This window comes from Peristeroidobacter soli (assembly GCF_004138485.1).
GTDB classification, from domain to species: domain Bacteria; phylum Pseudomonadota; class Gammaproteobacteria; order Steroidobacterales; family Steroidobacteraceae; genus Steroidobacter; species Steroidobacter soli.
This window is the reverse complement of sequence record NZ_RYEV01000005.1, coordinates 826,959-843,834: the sequence shown is the minus strand read 5'-3', so window position 1 is coordinate 843,834 and position 16,876 is coordinate 826,959. Positions and strand designations below refer to the sequence as shown.

At 62.8% G+C, this 16,876-nt stretch carries 15 protein-coding genes; 8 read left to right on the top strand and 7 right to left on the bottom strand.

Translation table 11 applies throughout. The features are described from left to right. Positions 1 to 29: 29 nt before the first annotated feature. On the bottom strand, positions 30 to 1,688 hold the full coding sequence (locus EKO19_RS25050; RefSeq protein WP_129779677.1) for a long-chain fatty acid--CoA ligase: 1,659 nt from the start codon (positions 1,686 to 1,688) through the stop codon (positions 30 to 32). Positions 1,689 to 1,986: 298 nt separating this feature from the next. Here EKO19_RS25050 and EKO19_RS25045 point away from each other — a divergent pair, with 298 nt between their 5' ends. Both EKO19_RS25045 and EKO19_RS25040 read left to right on the top strand, forming a co-directional pair. Then, positions 1,987 to 3,186, top strand: coding sequence for an acyl-CoA dehydrogenase family protein (locus EKO19_RS25045; protein ID WP_129779675.1), 1,200 nt, complete (start codon positions 1,987 to 1,989; stop codon positions 3,184 to 3,186). Between the two features lie 13 nt (positions 3,187 to 3,199). Then, positions 3,200 to 4,342 carry an acyl-CoA dehydrogenase family protein gene (locus EKO19_RS25040; RefSeq protein ID WP_129779673.1) on the top strand — a complete coding sequence of 381 codons (1,143 nt, stop codon included), beginning with the start codon at positions 3,200 to 3,202 and terminating at the stop codon, positions 4,340 to 4,342. 92 nt (positions 4,343 to 4,434) lie between these two features. Here the strand turns inward: EKO19_RS25040 and EKO19_RS25035 are convergent, their stop codons facing one another. After that, on the bottom strand, positions 4,435 to 5,070 hold the full coding sequence (locus EKO19_RS25035) for a DUF6134 family protein (RefSeq protein WP_129779671.1): 636 nt from the start codon (positions 5,068 to 5,070) through the stop codon (positions 4,435 to 4,437). A gap of 200 nt (positions 5,071 to 5,270) precedes the next feature. On the opposite strand from EKO19_RS25035, the gene EKO19_RS25030 reads away from it, so the two are divergent. From EKO19_RS25030 to EKO19_RS25020, 3 genes are all read left to right on the top strand, one after another. Next, positions 5,271 to 6,980: a sensor domain-containing diguanylate cyclase gene (locus EKO19_RS25030; protein WP_175597182.1), complete on the top strand. Its 1,710-nt coding sequence runs from the start codon at positions 5,271 to 5,273 to the stop codon at positions 6,978 to 6,980. 375 nt (positions 6,981 to 7,355) lie between these two features. Beyond that, complete coding sequence (locus EKO19_RS25025; protein ID WP_129779667.1) at positions 7,356 to 8,099, top strand: hypothetical protein; 744 nt, start codon at positions 7,356 to 7,358, stop codon at positions 8,097 to 8,099. Positions 8,100 to 8,392: 293 nt separating this feature from the next. Then, positions 8,393 to 8,674 carry a hypothetical protein gene (locus EKO19_RS25020; RefSeq protein ID WP_129779666.1) on the top strand — a complete coding sequence of 94 codons (282 nt, stop codon included), beginning with the start codon at positions 8,393 to 8,395 and terminating at the stop codon, positions 8,672 to 8,674. On the opposite strand, the gene aac(3)-IV is transcribed toward EKO19_RS25020, so the two are convergent. Next, on the bottom strand, positions 8,632 to 9,405 hold the full coding sequence (gene aac(3)-IV, locus EKO19_RS25015; RefSeq protein ID WP_129780285.1) for an AAC(3)-IV family aminoglycoside N-acetyltransferase: 774 nt from the start codon (positions 9,403 to 9,405) through the stop codon (positions 8,632 to 8,634). The genes EKO19_RS25020 and aac(3)-IV overlap by 43 nt on opposite strands. A 170-nt stretch (positions 9,406 to 9,575) precedes the next feature. On the opposite strand from aac(3)-IV, the gene EKO19_RS25010 reads away from it, so the two are divergent. The 3 genes from EKO19_RS25010 to EKO19_RS38720 all read left to right on the top strand — a co-directional run bounded on the left by EKO19_RS25010 (position 9,576) and on the right by EKO19_RS38720 (position 13,225). Next, positions 9,576 to 10,133 (top strand): sigma-70 family RNA polymerase sigma factor, encoded by a 558-nt coding sequence (locus EKO19_RS25010; protein WP_175597181.1) that lies wholly within the window; start codon positions 9,576 to 9,578, stop codon positions 10,131 to 10,133. A gap of 141 nt (positions 10,134 to 10,274) precedes the next feature. Continuing rightward, a complete protein-coding gene (locus tag EKO19_RS25005; RefSeq protein ID WP_129779662.1) occupies positions 10,275 to 12,059 on the top strand; it encodes a lysophospholipid acyltransferase family protein in 1,785 nt (594 codons plus the stop codon). Between the two features lie 131 nt (positions 12,060 to 12,190). Beyond that, positions 12,191 to 13,225, top strand: a complete 1,035-nt coding sequence (locus tag EKO19_RS38720) for a LacI family DNA-binding transcriptional regulator (RefSeq protein ID WP_175597180.1) — start codon at positions 12,191 to 12,193, stop codon at positions 13,223 to 13,225. On the opposite strand, the gene EKO19_RS24995 is transcribed toward EKO19_RS38720, so the two are convergent. From EKO19_RS24995 to EKO19_RS24980, 4 genes are all read right to left on the bottom strand, one after another. Next, a complete protein-coding gene (locus EKO19_RS24995; protein WP_157995429.1) occupies positions 13,208 to 13,972 on the bottom strand; it encodes a class I SAM-dependent methyltransferase in 765 nt (254 codons plus the stop codon). The two genes, EKO19_RS38720 and EKO19_RS24995, sit on opposite strands and share 18 nt — an antisense overlap. A 106-nt stretch (positions 13,973 to 14,078) precedes the next feature. Continuing rightward, positions 14,079 to 15,149: an NAD(P)H-dependent flavin oxidoreductase gene (locus EKO19_RS24990; RefSeq protein ID WP_129779656.1), complete on the bottom strand. Its 1,071-nt coding sequence runs from the start codon at positions 15,147 to 15,149 to the stop codon at positions 14,079 to 14,081. A gap of 36 nt (positions 15,150 to 15,185) precedes the next feature. Then, complete coding sequence (locus tag EKO19_RS24985) at positions 15,186 to 16,088, bottom strand: FecR family protein (protein ID WP_129779654.1); 903 nt, start codon at positions 16,086 to 16,088, stop codon at positions 15,186 to 15,188. A 59-nt stretch (positions 16,089 to 16,147) separates the two neighbouring features. After that, positions 16,148 to 16,699: an RNA polymerase sigma factor gene (locus tag EKO19_RS24980; RefSeq protein WP_129779652.1), complete on the bottom strand. Its 552-nt coding sequence runs from the start codon at positions 16,697 to 16,699 to the stop codon at positions 16,148 to 16,150. Between the last annotated feature and the right edge of the window lie 177 nt (positions 16,700 to 16,876).

Here is a 16,876-nt window from a genome sequence, read left to right as displayed (position 1 = left end):
GTACTACCTTGTTCGATTCGATCGGGCCTTCAGGCTCGCGCCATTTCGGCTTCCTGCAACTGACGCCATTGAACTTTGCCGGTCGCCGACTTCGGCAACGCGTCGACAAATTCGATCACCCGCGGATGTTTGTAAGTCGCCATGTTCTGGCGGGTCCACTCGATGATGTCCGCTTCGCTCACCTTGCCCTTGTGAGTGGCCCGCAGCACCACCACGGCTTTCACGGTCTCGCCACGATGCGCATCCCTGGCCGCGATCACACAGGCTTCCTGGATGGCCGGATGTTGATACATCTGCGCCTCGATCTCCGCCGGCCACACCTTGAAGCCGGAGCAGTTGATCATTCGCTTGAGCCGGTCGACCAGGAAGAAATAACCATCCTCATCGACATAGCCCAGATCGCCGGTGCGGAAGAACTGCTTGCCATCGAGCGTGACGAACGCCGCCTCGGTGGCTTGCGGATTGCGCCAGTAGCCCTGAAAGATCTGCGGCCCGTGGGTCACGATCTCGCCGACCGTGCCCTGCGCCACTTCTTGCAATGACTCAGGATCGATGATGCGCGAGTCGGTGTTGAAGATCGGCACGCCGAGACACTGACGCTTGGGCCGGTGCGGCGGATTGACGTGCGTCGGCGCGATGGTCTCGGTCAAACCGTAGCCTTCGATATATGGCGAGCCGATCAGCTGCTGCAACCGTTCGCCCACGGCCGCCGGCATGGCCGCGCCACCGCCACTCACTTTGATGAGCGATGAAAGGTCGTACTGATCGAGCTTCGGATTGGCGAGAAAGTCGATCACCATGGTCGCGATCGCGGTCCACGACATCAGCTTGTTACGCTGAATCAGTTCGGCCGCGACCTCGCGATCCCAACGGCACATCAGCACGATGGTGCCGCCGTAATACATCGGCGCGTTCATGCCCCCTTGCATGCTGGTGACATGGAAGAACGGCAGCACGACCAGCTGGCTGGTATCGGAATTGCCGCCGAACCAGAACGCGTTGGTGAGCAAGGTGTGCATCACATTGCGATGGCTGAGCATGCAGCCCTTCGGCCGGCCGGTCGTGCCGGAGCTGTAAGGAATCACGCAAAGATCGTCGGGACCGGCGGTGAGCGGCCCCGGCGTACGCTGCGCCGCCAGCGCATCGACCCACAGAGTCACATTCGCATCCTCGATCAATTGCCTCGGCGCGCTCACCACCTCGGGCATGCGCAGATCGGTCGTCGGTTTGATGTAGTCGCTGTAAGCCGCGACGATGGTGCGATCGAGTTTGCCCAGCAGCGGCTGCAGCTGCGGATAAACCTCTTGGGCCACCAGAGCGACTTTGGCGCCGCTGTCCTCGAGATAGTGCTCGAGCTCGGCGGTCACACTCATCGGGTTCACCGGGACGACCACCGCATTCGCCCGCAACACCCCGTAATAGGCCAGGATGAACTGAGGACTGTTCTGCATCACCAGCAGCACGCGGTCGCCGGCTTTGACGCCACAGTCCTGCTGGAGGTGGCCGGCGAGGCGCTCGGCTTCATCCTTGAACTGCGAGTAGCTGAGCGGCGCCTCGAAAAAGATCAGGTAGGCTTTGTCTGGATATCGAGTCGCGGAAACTTCCACGTTGTAAAACAGATTGGTCGCCGGCGCGGTGATATCGCGTGGCAGCCCTACAGGCCAGAAATCGAAATGCTTTTGGGACATGCGCCCAATCCCCCCACTGGTCCTTGTCCGCACCCTTGTTGTGGATTCCACAATGCGGGCGCTCATTCTGCTCGAAAATTATCATACCCGCACTGCGCAACCAAGCCGCCCGTCGTTCAAGGTAGGTGAGCATGCCTTGCCAGGCAAGAACCCATCGGGAGGAAATGCGCCCTGACAGCGCGAGACCCCGCTACCCTCGCCGCGGTTTCGCTCGGTTGCGGATGGAAAGGTCGAGCCCCTATCATCCCGATCTGCATCGAGAATTATTGTTCTGCATAGCAGTCAAAGCAGGTTGCCCATGGATTTGAACTTCACCCCCGCCGAGCTGGCGTTTCGCGACGAAGTGCGCTTGTTTCTGCGCGATCAGCTCCCAGTGGACATAGCGCATCGGGTCAAGAACGGCCTCGCGCTCCGAGCCGAGGACTACACCCGCTGGCAGAAGCTGCTGTATCAGCGCGGCTGGGGTGCGCCGGGATGGCCGGAGCCGTTCGGCGGACCGGGCTGGGGTCCGGTGGAGATGCATATATTCGATGAGGAAGCCGCCGCGGCCGGCGCCCCTCGAACCATCCCGTTTGGTTTGAAGATGGTGGCGCCGGTGATCATGGCGTTCGGCTCGCCCGCTCAACAGCAACGCTTCCTGCCCGGAATCATCAGTGGCGAGGCGTGGTGGTGCCAGGGCTATTCCGAACCGGGCGCCGGCTCGGATCTCGCGTCGTTGAAGACGCGCGCCGAGCGGCAAGGCGATCACTACATCGTGAACGGCCAGAAGACCTGGAACACGCTCGGCCAATACGCCGACTGGATCTTCTGCCTGGTGCGCACCGATCCGAACGCCCCCAAACAACAGCAAGGCATCTCCTTCCTGCTGATCGACATGAAAACCCCGGGCATCACCGTGCGCCCCATCATCACCATGGACGGCGCGCACGAAGTGAACGAGGTCTGGTTCGAGAACGTCAAGGTGCCGGTCGAGAACCGGATCGGCGAAGAAAACAAAGGCTGGACCTACGCCAAGTTCCTGCTCGGCCATGAGCGTACCAACATCGCCGGCGTCGGCGCGTCCAAGCGCGAGCTCGGCCGTCTGAAAGACATCGCCCGCAAAGAAACAAAGAACGGCCGCCCGCTCTTGGAAGACCCGCTGTTCGCCGCGCGGGTCGCGCAGGTCGAGATGGAACTGATGGCGCTCGAGATCACCAATCTGCGCGCCCTGTCGGCTGAATCGGAGAAACGCGCGCCGGGACCGGAAGCGTCCATTCTGAAGATCAAAGGCACCGAGATTCAGCAGGCCTTGAGCGAGCTGATGATGTATGCGGTCGGCCCCTACGCCCTGCCGTTCGAGCGGCACTCGGTCGAGGAAGGGGATCTGGCGAGCGTCGCCGGCCCCGAATACGCCGCGCCGCTGGCCGCGACCTACTGCAACGTCCGCAAGGTCACGATCTACGGCGGCTCCAACGAAATTCAACGCAACATCATTTCCCAGATGATTCTGGGTCTCTAAGAACGGGCAGATCATGGATTTCAATTTCAGCGAAGAACAGCAGCTGCTGGCCGACACGGTCCAGCGCTTCGTCCGCGACAACTACTCGTTCGAGGCCCGGCGCGGCATTCTCCACGGTCCAGGCGGCTGGAGCCGCGACCTGTGGAAAGAGCTCGCGAACCTCGGCCTGACCGCGCTCAACGTCCCCGAAGAGCATGGCGGCCTGGGCAACGGCCCGGTGGAAACGATGCTGGTGATGAATGCGCTGGGCGAGGGTCTGGTGGTGGAGCCTTTCCTGGCCGCCGCGGTGATCACCCCGGTGTTTCTGACTCACATTGGTGACAAGAGCGCGGCTGAGCAATTGCTCCCGAACATCGCCTCGGGTGAGCGCATCGTCATCCTCGCGCATCAAGAGCCACTGACTCGCGGTGAGATCAATCACGTCACGACGCGCGCGGAGAAAACATCCAGCGGTTACGTGATCGACGGTCTCAAGAACGTCATCATCGGCGGCGGCGCGGCGGATGAGCTGCTCGTCAGCGCCCGCACCAGCGGCCAACCAGACGGCACCGACGGCATCAGCGTATTTCGTATCGATCCCAAAGCCGCGGGCGTGACGGTGAAGGACTACGGCACGATCGACGGCCTGCGCGCCGCCGACATCGAGCTGAAGAAAGTCTCAGTCCCCGCCGCCGCTCTCGTGGGCGCGGAAGGCAAAGCATTTGCCGCCATCGAAGCGGCTCACGACCAGGCGCTCAGCGCGTTGTGCGCCGAAGCCGTGGGCATCATGAAAGCGGTGAATGCCACGACGCTCGACTACACCAGGAACCGTAAACAGTTCGGTCAGCCGATCGCGAAGTTCCAGGTGCTCCAGCACCGGATGGCGGACATGTTCCTGCATGGCGAGCAGGCCCGTTCGATGAGCTATCTCGCGGCCATCAAAAGTCTCGATGCGGATGCGGGCGAGCGACGCCGCGCGCTGTCGGCGGCCAAGGTGATCATCGGGCAGGCCGGCCGGTTCATCGGTCAGCAGGCCGTGCAGCTTCATGGCGGCATGGGCATGACCGAGGAGCTGATGGTGAGTCATTACTTCAAACGTCTGACCGCCATCGATCTGACCTTGGGAGACACGGACTTCCACACTCAGCAGTTCATCGCTTCCGCCAACGCGACTTGACCCGAGCCGATACGCGGGCGAGCGGCCAGCGCTCGCCCGCGCAACCCTCAGCAATCGTCAGATCGCGGCACCGGCCGCGAATCGGCATGGGCTCATTTCAGTTTGTAGATCAGCTTCTGGCCGCGCTTGGTCTTCGACTCCAGCGCCAGCCATTGCTGTTGCTCCGAATACCAAAGATCGATCGACAGCTTCTCGCTGCGCAATTCGTAGCGACGCGCCGGCGTCTTCACGCCGCGCACGTCGATCGCGTCGGCGCCGGCATCGGTGATCTTCACCTTCACCCGTTCGCCATCCTGAGAGTTGAGCAGCTCCGTCTGCCGCAACATCGCGGGGTTCCAGTAAGCAAAGGTGAGCACGCACTCTCCCAGCCGCTGCGTGCCGTCGAGCGTTCTCACGACCGTCTCGCCGTCCCGACGCTGCACATCGACGCGATGTTTCTCGCCGTTGTCATCGGTGGTCGACGACAGCCTGGTGACGCAGTCGCCATGCCAATGCTCGACGTCGTGATGATCGTAGGTGTACGCGGTCACGAACAGCAGTTTGACCGCCATGCGCGCCTCGCTCGTGAGCTCACGCTCGCCGTCGCGATCGACCAGATCGAAGCGATGCGTGCCGATCTCCTTCTGATCCAGGAACACCCGGAAATCCCAGGTCTGATTGGCCGACGCAGGCGTCGCGCCCAGTGCCAGCAGCGCCGCCGCCAGGCCGCGTCCAAGAATCTTGCTCAAGCCGCGCATTGTCATAACCAAGTTGGTGCAACCTGAACAAAGGTTCGGCGTACGCACCGATTTGGATGCCTGAAGCAAAACGTTAGGCGCGCCCAAATATTGCCGGGGTGTCCCATGTTAAGCTTCGCGCCGTTCCCTGCGGGGGGATGTCGGGCTCGGACTGGCACCGTCGGGACATCATTGGGCTGGGGAGGCAAATCGTGCGTGAATGGTTGGCCACGTGGCTGCTGGCGCTGGGCGCCTGCCTGCTGGCCCTGCCGTGCCCGGCCAGCGCCGCGGCGTCGATCGTCGCGAGCGGCACCAGCCTGAAAGTCGACCTGCTCGACCCGGCCACCGGCGATGTCGGCATCGATACATTGACCGGCGGCTCACTCGACACACGCTTCAAACCCTTGGACGTTGCCGCCGCTCGCAAGCTCGACAGTGCGTTCTGGCTGCGACTTCGCGCCGAAGAAAACTCCACGCCCGGCGCGGTGCCGACGCTCAACATCAGCAAGAGCCGGCATCTGCAGATCCAGGCCTACACGCTGGATAACGGCCGCACCGTGCCGCTGCGAACGGCAACTCACCTGCCCGGCTTCCGCGGCATGCATCAGTTGGTGTTCGCCCTGCCCGAGCGCCTGACCGAGGGTCAGCTGCTGTTCGTTCGCATCGATCCGCAGGGTCAGGGCTGGGACGGGCTGATGTTCTCGGTCTCCACGCTCGAGCAAACACTCGCGACCGGTGCCGAACACGCACGCATGATCGCCATCGCGTTCGGCGCTCTGATGGCGATGGCGTTCTCGTCACTGCTGATCTGGCTGGTGCTCTCCGACCGCCTGCTGCTGTTTTACGCGACGCTGTTCTCACTGCAGGCGTTATATGTCGCCTACCTCTCCGGCCAGGGCTTCGAATGGCCCGTGCTGGAGCTGGGCGCCTCCGTTATGTCTTACACATGGAACGTCACAGCCGCGCTGAGCGGCGCGGCCGCCTGCCTGTTCGTGCGTGAGATCGCCGAGCTGCGTCTGTATTCGCCCAAGGTCTATTCGATCTTCGGCTGGATGGCGGGCACGTTCGTGGTGCTCGCCTTCGCCAACCTCGCTCAACATATCGGCCTGGGCGGTGTGGTGGCCGCGATCGGCAACCTGGTGTTCCTGGGCTCCGCCATCTTCACACTGGTGGTCGCCTTCCTGGCCTGGCAGCGAAACAACCGGGCCGCCGGCTGGTTCCTGATCGCCTGGGGACTGCTCGAAGGGTTCACCATCGCCACGGCCATTCGACTGTTGCTCACCGATCCCGAAGGCGCCGAAGGCCTGCTCTATTACGGCCTGCCGCTGTCGATGGTCGCCGCCGCCGTGCTGATCGCGCTGGGCGTCGCCGATCGACTGCGCGATCAGCGGCTGGCACTGTCCGATGCTGAAAAACGTGCACAGACCGATCCTCTCACTGGCGTGCTGAATCGGCGCTCGCTGGTCGAACGCCTCGAGGCGGCCTGTCTGCGGGCACGGGCACGCGGCCTGCCCATCGCGCTGTTGTTCATCGACCTGGATCATTTCAAGGAGATCAACGACACCCGCGGCCATCAGGCCGGCGATGCCTGTCTGCGCGCCATCATCGACCCCATCCACGCCGAGTTGCGCCAGTCGGATGTCATCGGCCGGTATGGCGGGGAGGAGTTCGTGGTCATTCTGAGCAGCGCCGACATCTCGGCCGCCGGCCCCATCGCTGAACGCATCCGTCATCGGGTCGCCGACGTGCGGGTCGAGGGCTTCGGCGAGCCCATCCGGGTGACCTGTAGCATCGGAGTGGCAACGAGCGACACCCTCGGGGTCTGGGGCGAACACCTCATCGCTCGCGCGGATGAGGCCGTCTACGATGCAAAAAGGTCAGGTCGGAACCGGGTTCAGATCGCCGGAGCCCTGACCGCATGAGCTCAAGGTCCAACGGATTCTGCCGACTCAGGGGGTGCGGCCCGCGCCCCCGCGCGAGCGCCCGTCGGACTATAATTTTTGCGCCTAAGCCTTGGATTTTTCAGGGCCTGCCCCATCTCGGGAGCACGTCCCGAGGCGCCCCGAGGGCCGCCGTCGCGGCGCTTTGAGACGAACTGGAAGCGAATTGAGTGCGAATCTGACCCCCGATTGAGTCGAATTTCACGGTGAAACCCGTGTTAGAGGCGGCCCCAGCGGCCGCGTTTTGGCATACAATCCGCGCCCCGAAAATCTCCCTCTGCCTGTCTGTCCAATAATTGGCCTCAATGGCGAGCTATCGTTTTGTCTACTCCCCGTAACCAACCCCAGGAAGTGAATGTGGAACAAGCGCAACTTGAGCTGCAGTTGAAAGTTTGGAAAGAGCTTGCGATCAGCAAGCAGATTTTGATGCGGTCGGCGACCGATGCCTTGAAGCTGGATCCCAACTGCTCTCAGGATGAACTCAAAGTAGCGCTCGACGCAGTCATCAAGAAGATTGCCGAAGCCGACTCGAGCGTGGCCGTCGCCCGCCAGGAAGCGAAGACGGCGATCACCGAGATGGAGAAGAAGCTGCAGATCGCCGAGAAGGCACGTGCCATCGCCGTGGCCTCCGCCGACGAGGTCCGCATCGCGCAGGACAGCGCCTCTCGCCAGATCGAGATCGAGCGCGCCAACTTCACCAAAGAAATGCAGCAGATGAAGAGCGTCGTGGCCGAGAGGGACAAGACGGTCAAGGCGATCAACGCCGCGTTGGCGGACACGCCGGAAAACGTGGTGAAGAAGCTCAAGGCGCTGCGCAAGGAAAAGCAGGACGAGGCCGATGGCCGCCGTCAGGCCGAATCCAACATGGCGACACTGCGCAAGGAAAAGCAGCAGACCGAGGAGCAGCTCACCAAGGCGAACGAAAAGAGCGCCAAGCTGGTGACCGCGTACACCGAGACCCACGCATTGGCGACCAAGCTGCACGAACAGCTCAAGCCGCTGCTGGCCGATGATAAGGACCTGCCGGCGCTGCCCGAGCTCGACAAGAGCCTGACCGAAGAAGCCAAGGACGAGCCCAAGGGCAAGAACGGCAAGAAGTAAGCTTGTAAAAACGCGTCATATGCTTCAATGACGCGTGCAAGCAACAGCAGTGACATGCGGCGGCTGGAGTTGAGACACAGCCGCGCATCGTCCCCTAAGCCCGCGTAATCCCACACTTCGTGCGCGTATAACTCAGGTTAGGTCGCGACGCGCACGCCCTCCTTCGACCTGTTGCGCCGATTCGCCGACAATAATTGTCGCCGATCTCCTACGGAAATCCGATTGTAAAACCGAGCCCGGCAGGCATATGGTTTCGACCTCTGACAACAGCGAATCAGCGGACGGAGGTTCTCATGTACGCCACTGTCATTCCCGCGGGCACGCTGACCATCCGCGCGGCCACCGACGACGCCATGAGCTGCGAGCTGTGGCTCAACGACGACTTCGTCGGCTCGTTTCCGTCCGCGGACGCGGCGGCGCAGAGCGTGAGTCATCACAGCAGCGGCTGCGAACTGATCGACGATGCCAGCACCGACCTGCCTCCGAGCATCGATGCGTGGCAGTGGATCAGCGTGTCGTCGAAGGCCGCGAATCAGCCCGTGTTCCTGATGAAAGGCGCCGTGCCGACCGTTTGACGAGCTTCATCGCATTCCTCACATCCCGCGCCGACGGGATGCAGAAATAACAGCGGGTCCCTGGATAGATATTCGAGCGCGACACTGACGACGTCGCGCGATCCGACGAGTCGGGCGTGCGCCTGCCCCACTCGTCCTTCAGCCTGCAGCTCTCGCGACCGTAACCAATCGTCCGCCAGCGCGAAGCGCGCACAGCAGTGATTGTTCTCGCCGTAGTCGATACGAGTCGGCCGGCCGTGCTCCAGCACCGTGCAATGACTCGGCGTTCGATACGGCACCCCGGCGATCAGCTCCGCCAGATGCAGCGTCGTGTTGGCATCGTGACCCACGCCGAGTAACAACACCTGGCCATCCAGATCATGCACTCGCCCCACCGGGCTCGCCGGAATGTGCGGCGGCAGCGGCAGTGGATCTGCAGTGATGACATCGGCTTGGGGGCCGAGCGCCGCGAATGCATGGAAATGATTGCTACGGCGAACGTCGGGCAGTCGCCAGAATGTTTGCGCGACGACACCGAGATCGCGAGCGCTGGGCGTCGTGTGCGCGTCGAACGGTTCGTCATCCAGCTCAGTCCACGACGGCATCACCAACGTTCCCTCGGGACCCAACGCATCTCGCAAAGCTTCGATCAGCCCCAGCGGCCCGCGCTCGATCGGACGCACTGCACGAAATGACGTGTGCACTAGCAGCACACCGCCGCGCCTCACGCCCAGGATGCGCAATTGTGACATTACGCTGCCGAGCTCCCCGTCGTTATCCGTTAGTACTTCCACCGGTAGCCTTCCTCGAAACACTTATTTTCCAGGGATTCGGGCGTTGTGGCCGCCTTCCCTGCGTATTGTGCATTACTGCCGAAATACTTTAACTTTCGTTCTGGCGTCATATACCTCAGGCCAAGCCAATGATGCAGGCATTCGAAGAAGAGATGAGGTCCCTGCGTACCAAGATGCTCCAATGGCTGGAGCGATTCGGCTGGCAGCGAGGCTCGGAATCCATCGCCAGTGCCCGACTTGCCCGGGATCTCGGCATGCCCAATGACGCGGTCAGTCGGATCCTGGATCGTACCGCCGCCGACCTGCGCAAACTCTCGATCACTGAATCGGAAGACGTCGATGCCAGGCCCATCATCGACCGCGCCGTCAACGAGCTCGCCAAGCTGGGGTTCCAGTCGCGGCCGTTCGAGGAAGCCACGATGGAGCGTTATCTGCGCGAATTGCCGGAGCGCGATTATCAGATCCTGCGCTATTTCAAGCTCGGCAAGAAACATAGTGAAATCGCCGCGATCATGGACACCAACGTCGACACGGTGCGCGCCTCGCTGGTGAAGACCTATGCCGATCTCAGGCTCAGAATGATTGCCACCGACGACGACGGCGGCGGCGAGCCGACCAGTCAGGTGCCGTACTCCAACACCTTCGTCAAACAACCGCTGAAGCAAACATCGCTCGGTCGGAACTGATCCACCCGGGGCCGTGTATCGGCCCGCACGCGATCGTGTGCCCGGCGTCTCATATTTCGCCCGGCGCTCACGAGCGCAACGCGATTGTCATCTTTCCCGACTAAGTTACGCGCCCATCCAAGGCGTGAGCTTGACTGATCGATGCCGATCTCCGCGTCACCGTTCGAACTCACTGGACCGTTGAAGCGCGTTCCCGCGGTCGGTCCTCTCATTCTGAATGTCGCCGAGCGCGCGCTCGCATTTCAGCGACTGGCGAACATTCATCGCCAGCTCGCCGGGCGCGATCTGTCGCCGGCACAGTTCGCGCGCGAAGCGCTCGAACTATTGCAGGTTCGTTTCGAGCTGGATCCGGCGCGCCTCGAAGCGATTCCCAAGACCGGCCCGGTCGCGATCGTCGCGAACCATCCCTACGGCGGTCTGGAAGGGTTGTATCTGATTCAGCTGCTGCTCAGCCTGCGTGCCGACAGCAAGCTGCTCGGCAATCAGCTGCTGCAACGAATCCCGGAGCTCAGCGATGCGATCATTCCGGTCGATGTCTTCGGCGGATCTCGCGCCGCTCAGGCCAATGTTCGCGGCATGCGCGCCGCGCTCCGGCACGTCCATGATGGCGGACTGATCATCTTGTTTCCTGCAGGTGTCGTGTCTCACCTGCATCTTTCCGCCGGACGCGTCTGCGACCCACCATGGAGTCAGACAGCGGCTCGCTTGCTGAGAAAGTGCGGCTGCCCGGTCATTCCGCTGCACTTCGGCGGCGGCAACAGCTCGATCTTCCAGACGCTCGGCCTGCTCCATCCACGCATGCGCACGGTGATGCTGACGCACGAGTTTCTGAACAAACGCAATCACGTGATCCCAGTCACCGTCGGTCGCGCGATCAAGGCGAGCACGCTCGCCGGCGAGACTGACGATGTGGCGCTGGCGCGCTCGCTGCGCTTGAGCACCTATGCATTGGAAGCCCATCGCACCGTTCAGCGTCGCGTCGCTCGCACTCCGGAGCCCACTGCCGAGCCGGTTGCAAGCGCCCTGCTCGAAGCGGAGATCAGCAATCTGCCGCCGCAGAACGTGCTCGCCTCGATGCAAGGCGCGCAAGTGATGTTCGCTCGCGCCGAACAGATTCCATGGACGCTGCGTGAAATCGGTCGTCTGCGCGAGATCGCCTTCCGCGCGGTCGATGAAGGCACCGGCCGCAGCCGCGATCTGGACAAGTACGACGATCACTACGTCCACATGTTCTCGTGGGATACGCAGAAGCGCACGATCATCGGCGCGTACCGGATCGGTCACGTCGACGAGATCCTGTCCCGGCACGGCCGACGCGGGCTCTACACCCACTCATTGTTCTCTTACGGCGCGCCATTCCTGCGTGCCGTGGGCAACGCGCTGGAGCTGGGACGTTCCTTCATCGTGCCCGAGCATCAACGCAACTTCGGCGCGTTGATGCTGCTATGGAAAGGCATCGCTCAATACGTGGTCCGTCATCCGCGCTACAACGTGCTGATCGGACCGGTCAGCATGAGCGCCGAATACCGGCCGCATTCGCAGGCGCTGCTGGTGGACTTCATCAAGCGGCGCTGCTTCGATCATCAGCTGGCGCAACTGATCAAGCCCCGACGGCCGTTCCGTCGCACCCACTCGCTGGCCGCGTTGAGCGGCGATCTCGCCGGGCTCGGCGATCTCGATGGCCTGTCGCAACTGATGGAAAAGATCGAGCCGGATGGCAAGGGCGTGCCGGTGCTGCTGCGACAGTATCTGAAGCTCGGCGCCCGCGTCGTCGGCTTCAATGTCGACGCCAACTTCAGCGACGTGGTCGACGGCATGATCGTCGTCGACCTGACTCGCGTCGAACAGCGCGAGCTCTTCAAATACATGGGCCGGGAAGCCGCCGAGCAATTCCTGAACGCCACGAAAGCTGCGACTGGACCTTAAGTCGCCCGCTTGACGCCCCGCCGAGCCGCAGCGCATCCTCGCGCTGCGGTCAAATTCTGGCGGAGACAGCGCTGGCTACGCAGGACAAACGGCGACCTCGTCGTCAGGTACAAGAAGTCACGATCGACGATGTGGCGGACGAAGCCGGCGTCTCACGCATGACCGTGTCCCGCGTCCTGCGGGGTGGACATCTGGTACGCGCCCCGCTGCAAGAGCGGGTCATGGCGGCCGTCAAAAAGCTGAACTACCGGCTGAATGTTTCGGCGCGCGCCCTGGCCGGCTCCGGTCCGTCGCGCGTCGGCCTGGTGTACTCAAACCCCAGCCAGGCCTTTCTGAGCGAGCTGTTGACCGGCGCGCTCAAGGAGTCGAGCAAGCTCGGCATGCAACTCACTTTGACCGCCGATGCCGACTCTCTCGACCGCACTTCCGAGATCGAATCCCTCCTGCGCAGTGGAGTGACGTCGTTCCTGCTGCCCTCGCCGGCGTGCGACGCGCCGGACGTGCTCGAACTGTTGCGTGAAGCGAAGGCCCGCTGGGTCGCGATCTCGCCGGCCAACCTGGAGATTCATCCGTTCAGTGTCTCCGCCGACCATTTCGACATTGCCGGCCGGATGACCGCGCGGCTCATCGAGCTCGGTCATCGGCACATCGGCTTCATCGCCGGCGATCCCGCCTCCAAGGGCGGAGCCGAGCGCTTGCGTGGACATCTGCGAGCCATGGCGTCGGCGGACCTCACCGAGTGCCCGGTCGAGCAAGGCTATTTCACATTCCAATCGGGGCTCGCCGCCACGGAGCGCCTGCTGAAGTCCTTCCCCGCCTGCACCGCCATCATCGCTTGCAACGACGATATGGCCGCGGCGGCGATCTCGGTCGCGCATCGTCATCATCTCAACGTGCCCGAGGATCTGACCATCGTCGGCTTCGACGACACACCCATCGCGTCCATCGTTTCACCGGCAATCACCACCGCGCGCCAACCCATTGCGGAGATGGCTCAAAGCGCGATTCGCATGCTGCACGCCGCGGCGATGGCCGGCGACGCGGATGAAAACAAACGAACTCAGAAAGTCCTGCCATGCACGCTCATCGAACGTGAGTCGAGCGCGGGGCCGCGACAACAGCGGCTGCCGGAAGTCACACCGCGCAGCTCAGCGACGCACGCCTGATTTCGATTTCTCGATCTGCTGCGTGTGATCTTTCCACACGCCCTCGGCCGAACGCATGACGAGCAGCGCCTTGATCCAGCGGCGCGCGTTGGATTTGAGCATGAGCTTTGCGAGCGCCGGACGCATGCCCGCGAACGTGCCCGAGCGTAGAAACAACAGGTACCCGCCACTGACCAGCAAGTCATAGCCGTACTTGCGCCCCACCTGATCCAGCGCCCGGCGGCTGTAAAAGAAGATGTGCTGCCCGGCCTGAGGCGCGAGGTACCACCAGTCCTCGCCTTGATTCGTGTAGAGGCCGGTGCTGGCCAGCACCGCCTTCGGCCCCTGTTTGAACAGAGCCTCCAGATCGTCGCGGGGCTGCGGGTAGTGCTCCAGGACTTCGAACGCGACGATCAACTCGGGTGTTGCGAAGTCCGGATGTTCGAACCCCTGCGCGTAGGTCGGCCTCGCGTAACGATCGTGCACGTAGCAGTTGATCTCGTAGTCACGCAACAGGCGGCAGAGCAAGCCATCGCCGCCGCCGATATCGAGCACATTCTTCAAGCCCAGCAGCTTCGCGATCGACCAGCACGCCGCCAGATTCTGCAGATTGCGCTGGACCGCGCCGGTATCCAGATTCGATAAGTTGTTCTCGCGGTAGGCCTCATCGAGCCAGTACGGCGGCTCGGTCTGCAGCGACTGGCACTGCTCGCATCGCAAGTACGCAACGTCGTGTTTTTCGAGAACTCGCAGCGAAAAGCGCGGCACGAGCGCTCCGTCGCACAAGCGACATCGGAGTGGCACGCGCGGGTCGGCGGTCTGCGACGTTACGGTCATCCGTTTCTCATCAGCTCATCGGAAGCGGGCGATTCTATTATTCGCCGCACGCCGCACGCCACTCTTGAACGAGCTGGCTCATCAGCACCGCCGCCGGCAGTTCGCGGGCCAGCGGCGCCCCCTGCCCGGCCCAATACGCCGCGAACTCATGATTGCCTTGCGCGCTCGCCGCCGCGTGCAAGGCCTTCGCGGCATCGTAGGCGATCGGGTAATCCGGCAATGCTGGCGCGCCTGCGCGAATCAATTCATACATCCGATTCGGCAGTCCCCGCGCCCCTCGACCGGAAATAGCCGCCGTGATCTGCGTGTGGCGCGCACGCTCGCTCTTCATTTGTTCTCGATAGGCCGCATTCGCGGACGACTCAGGACAGAGCACGAACGCAGTTCCCAGTTGCACGCCGGAAGCGCCCAACGTCATTGCAGCGGCAATGCCTCGTCCATCCATGATGCCACCCGCGGCGATCACAGGCACAGCGCACTGTTTCGCGAGCATTCGAATCAGCGCGAACGTGCCGATGCCGTCATCACCGCGCTCGGGCTCGAACACTCCGCGATGACCGCCCGCTTCCACGCCCTGCGCGACGATTGCATCCACACCTGCGCGCTCGCAGAGCGTCGCCTCCGCTGCATTCGTCGCGCAGGCCAGCGTCACGATCCCGGCGGCACGGAATCGCTTGACCCATTGCGCCGCCGGCAGACCGAAATGAAAACTCACGATCGCCGGCCGCTCCTCGAGCAGCATGGCCAGCATCGCTTCGTTGTCGACGAACGTCTCGTAGATTTCTTTCAGCGCCTGCGGCGGCCGGGCGCCGAACTCGATGAAGTGCGGCTCCAGATACGCCAGCCACGCCGCCTCGCGCGCGGCATCCGCCGTCGCACGCCGATGACAAAACAAGTTGGCATTGAACGGCCGCGACGTGAGCGCTCGCGTCGCCCGAATCGCCGCTCGCGACTGCTCGACGTTACTCGCCCCCAATCCGAGCGAGCCCAGACCGCCGCTGTTCGACACCTCCGCGGCCAGTGCCGGCGTCGAAACGCCGGCCATCGGGGCTTGAATGATGGGATGCTCGATGCCCAGCAGGGCCAGTAGCGCTTGGACGTTGCTCATGCCGCGATGGTAGCGCATGCGGCGGCATCGCCGTCCTCAGTGCTGGAATCGAGGCCCCTTCGACAGCCGCAAGGTCTCGGGGTCGGAATGTTCGACGGCGAATTTGCCATCGACCGTCAGGGAGTTGACGAAGCCCTCAGGTTCGTCGAGATAGTAATAGCCCAGATTCAACACTTTGCGGGCGACCTCGGCATCGACGATCTCGATCCGCACCTTGTTATGGCGATTGAGCGCGTCGACCACCTCGCCAATCGTCATGTCGGAGACGTCGACGGGCCGGCGCGCCCATTTCAACAGCGCCTTCGCGTCGACCTTGCTGACGATGATCTCGCCGCCGCGCGCGACTTCCAGTTGCTCGCCGGCCGTCACTCGCACCTCTCTGTCCACGCCCGAGCGCGTTACCGCAACCATTCCTTCCTGGACGATCACCAAGGGAGCAGTATCGTGCAGGCGAATCGCGAATCGCGTGCCAACCGCCTTGATGAAATGCTCGCCCGCATTGACGATGAACGGCCGCAGCGGATCGGTCGCCACCTCGAACAAAGCTTCGCCCTGCGTCATGCGCGCTAGTCGTTCCGCATCGCTCACCGCGAAACTCAGTCGAGTGCCTGGCCGCAGGTTCACGACCGAACGGTCCTGCAGACTGTAGTCGATCACCGCCTCCTGGCCCGCTTCCACGATTTGCAGCTGCGGGCGGTCCTTCATCACCAGCAACGTTCCGATGACTGCGAAAGCAGCAACAGCAGCCACCAGTGCCAGCCACTTGTTACGTCGACGCACCTTCGCCCGCGCCCGCGCCCGCGCCTGAATCGCTGCCAACAACTCGTCCATCTGAATCCATGTACGCAGCGCCTCGTCCAACGCCAGGCGGTTCTCTTCGCATTCCAGCCAGCTCTCGAACTGAGCGAGCTGACGGTCCGTCAGATCCCCCTGGTGCATCGTCCACGCGGAAGCCTGGGCACGCCGCCGCCGTTCGGCCTTCGTTCCCCGGTTCGGCCTCACGAGGCACCGCCCGCCGCGCGGCAGACTTCGACGCAATGATCGAGCGCCTTGGCGAGTAAGGTCCGCACCCGACGTGGGGAGATGTTCATCTCCGTGGCGATCTGCTGATGGGTGAGTCCATCGATCTTCGCCAGACACAGCGCCTGCATCTGTTCCGGAGGAAGCTGCTCGAGCGCTTTGACCAACAGATCATGCGTCGTAACCGTGTCTTCCGCCGACTGCGCGACCGTCGCACACACGCTGAGCAAGTCTGTGCGTCCGCCCGACTCCCAGGAGCGCTCCGTGTGCAGGTCCCTGGCGGCGTTCCTGGCCGCGACGTACAAGTACCCTTTGATATTCGCAACGGGCTCGGTCCGCTCACGACGCAGCGTTTTCATCGCAACGGCCTGAGCGACATCTTCACTGTCCTCTTTCGAAGCGCCGTGGCGTCGTACCAGATTCATCAAGCGCTGCCGACTCGCCCGATAGGCGTCGTGCAGTCGACCGGCGCTCGGCGACTGTTCGGTTGTCGCCGGTGCTCCCGGCTTCGTGGTTTTTATGGCGGCCATGCACGCCTCGTTCGTAGGTCTCCTGCGTACGACTGGCGCGAGAAAGCGGGTGACCCGCAAAAATCGACGTCACCCGGAAATTGCCGTTGCCCACAGGGCACAGGGAGTTGCTTGTCCGATCTCTAGGTACGTGGGGAACTCTGCGCGCTCCATATTCGCTGGAGCACTATCATTGTT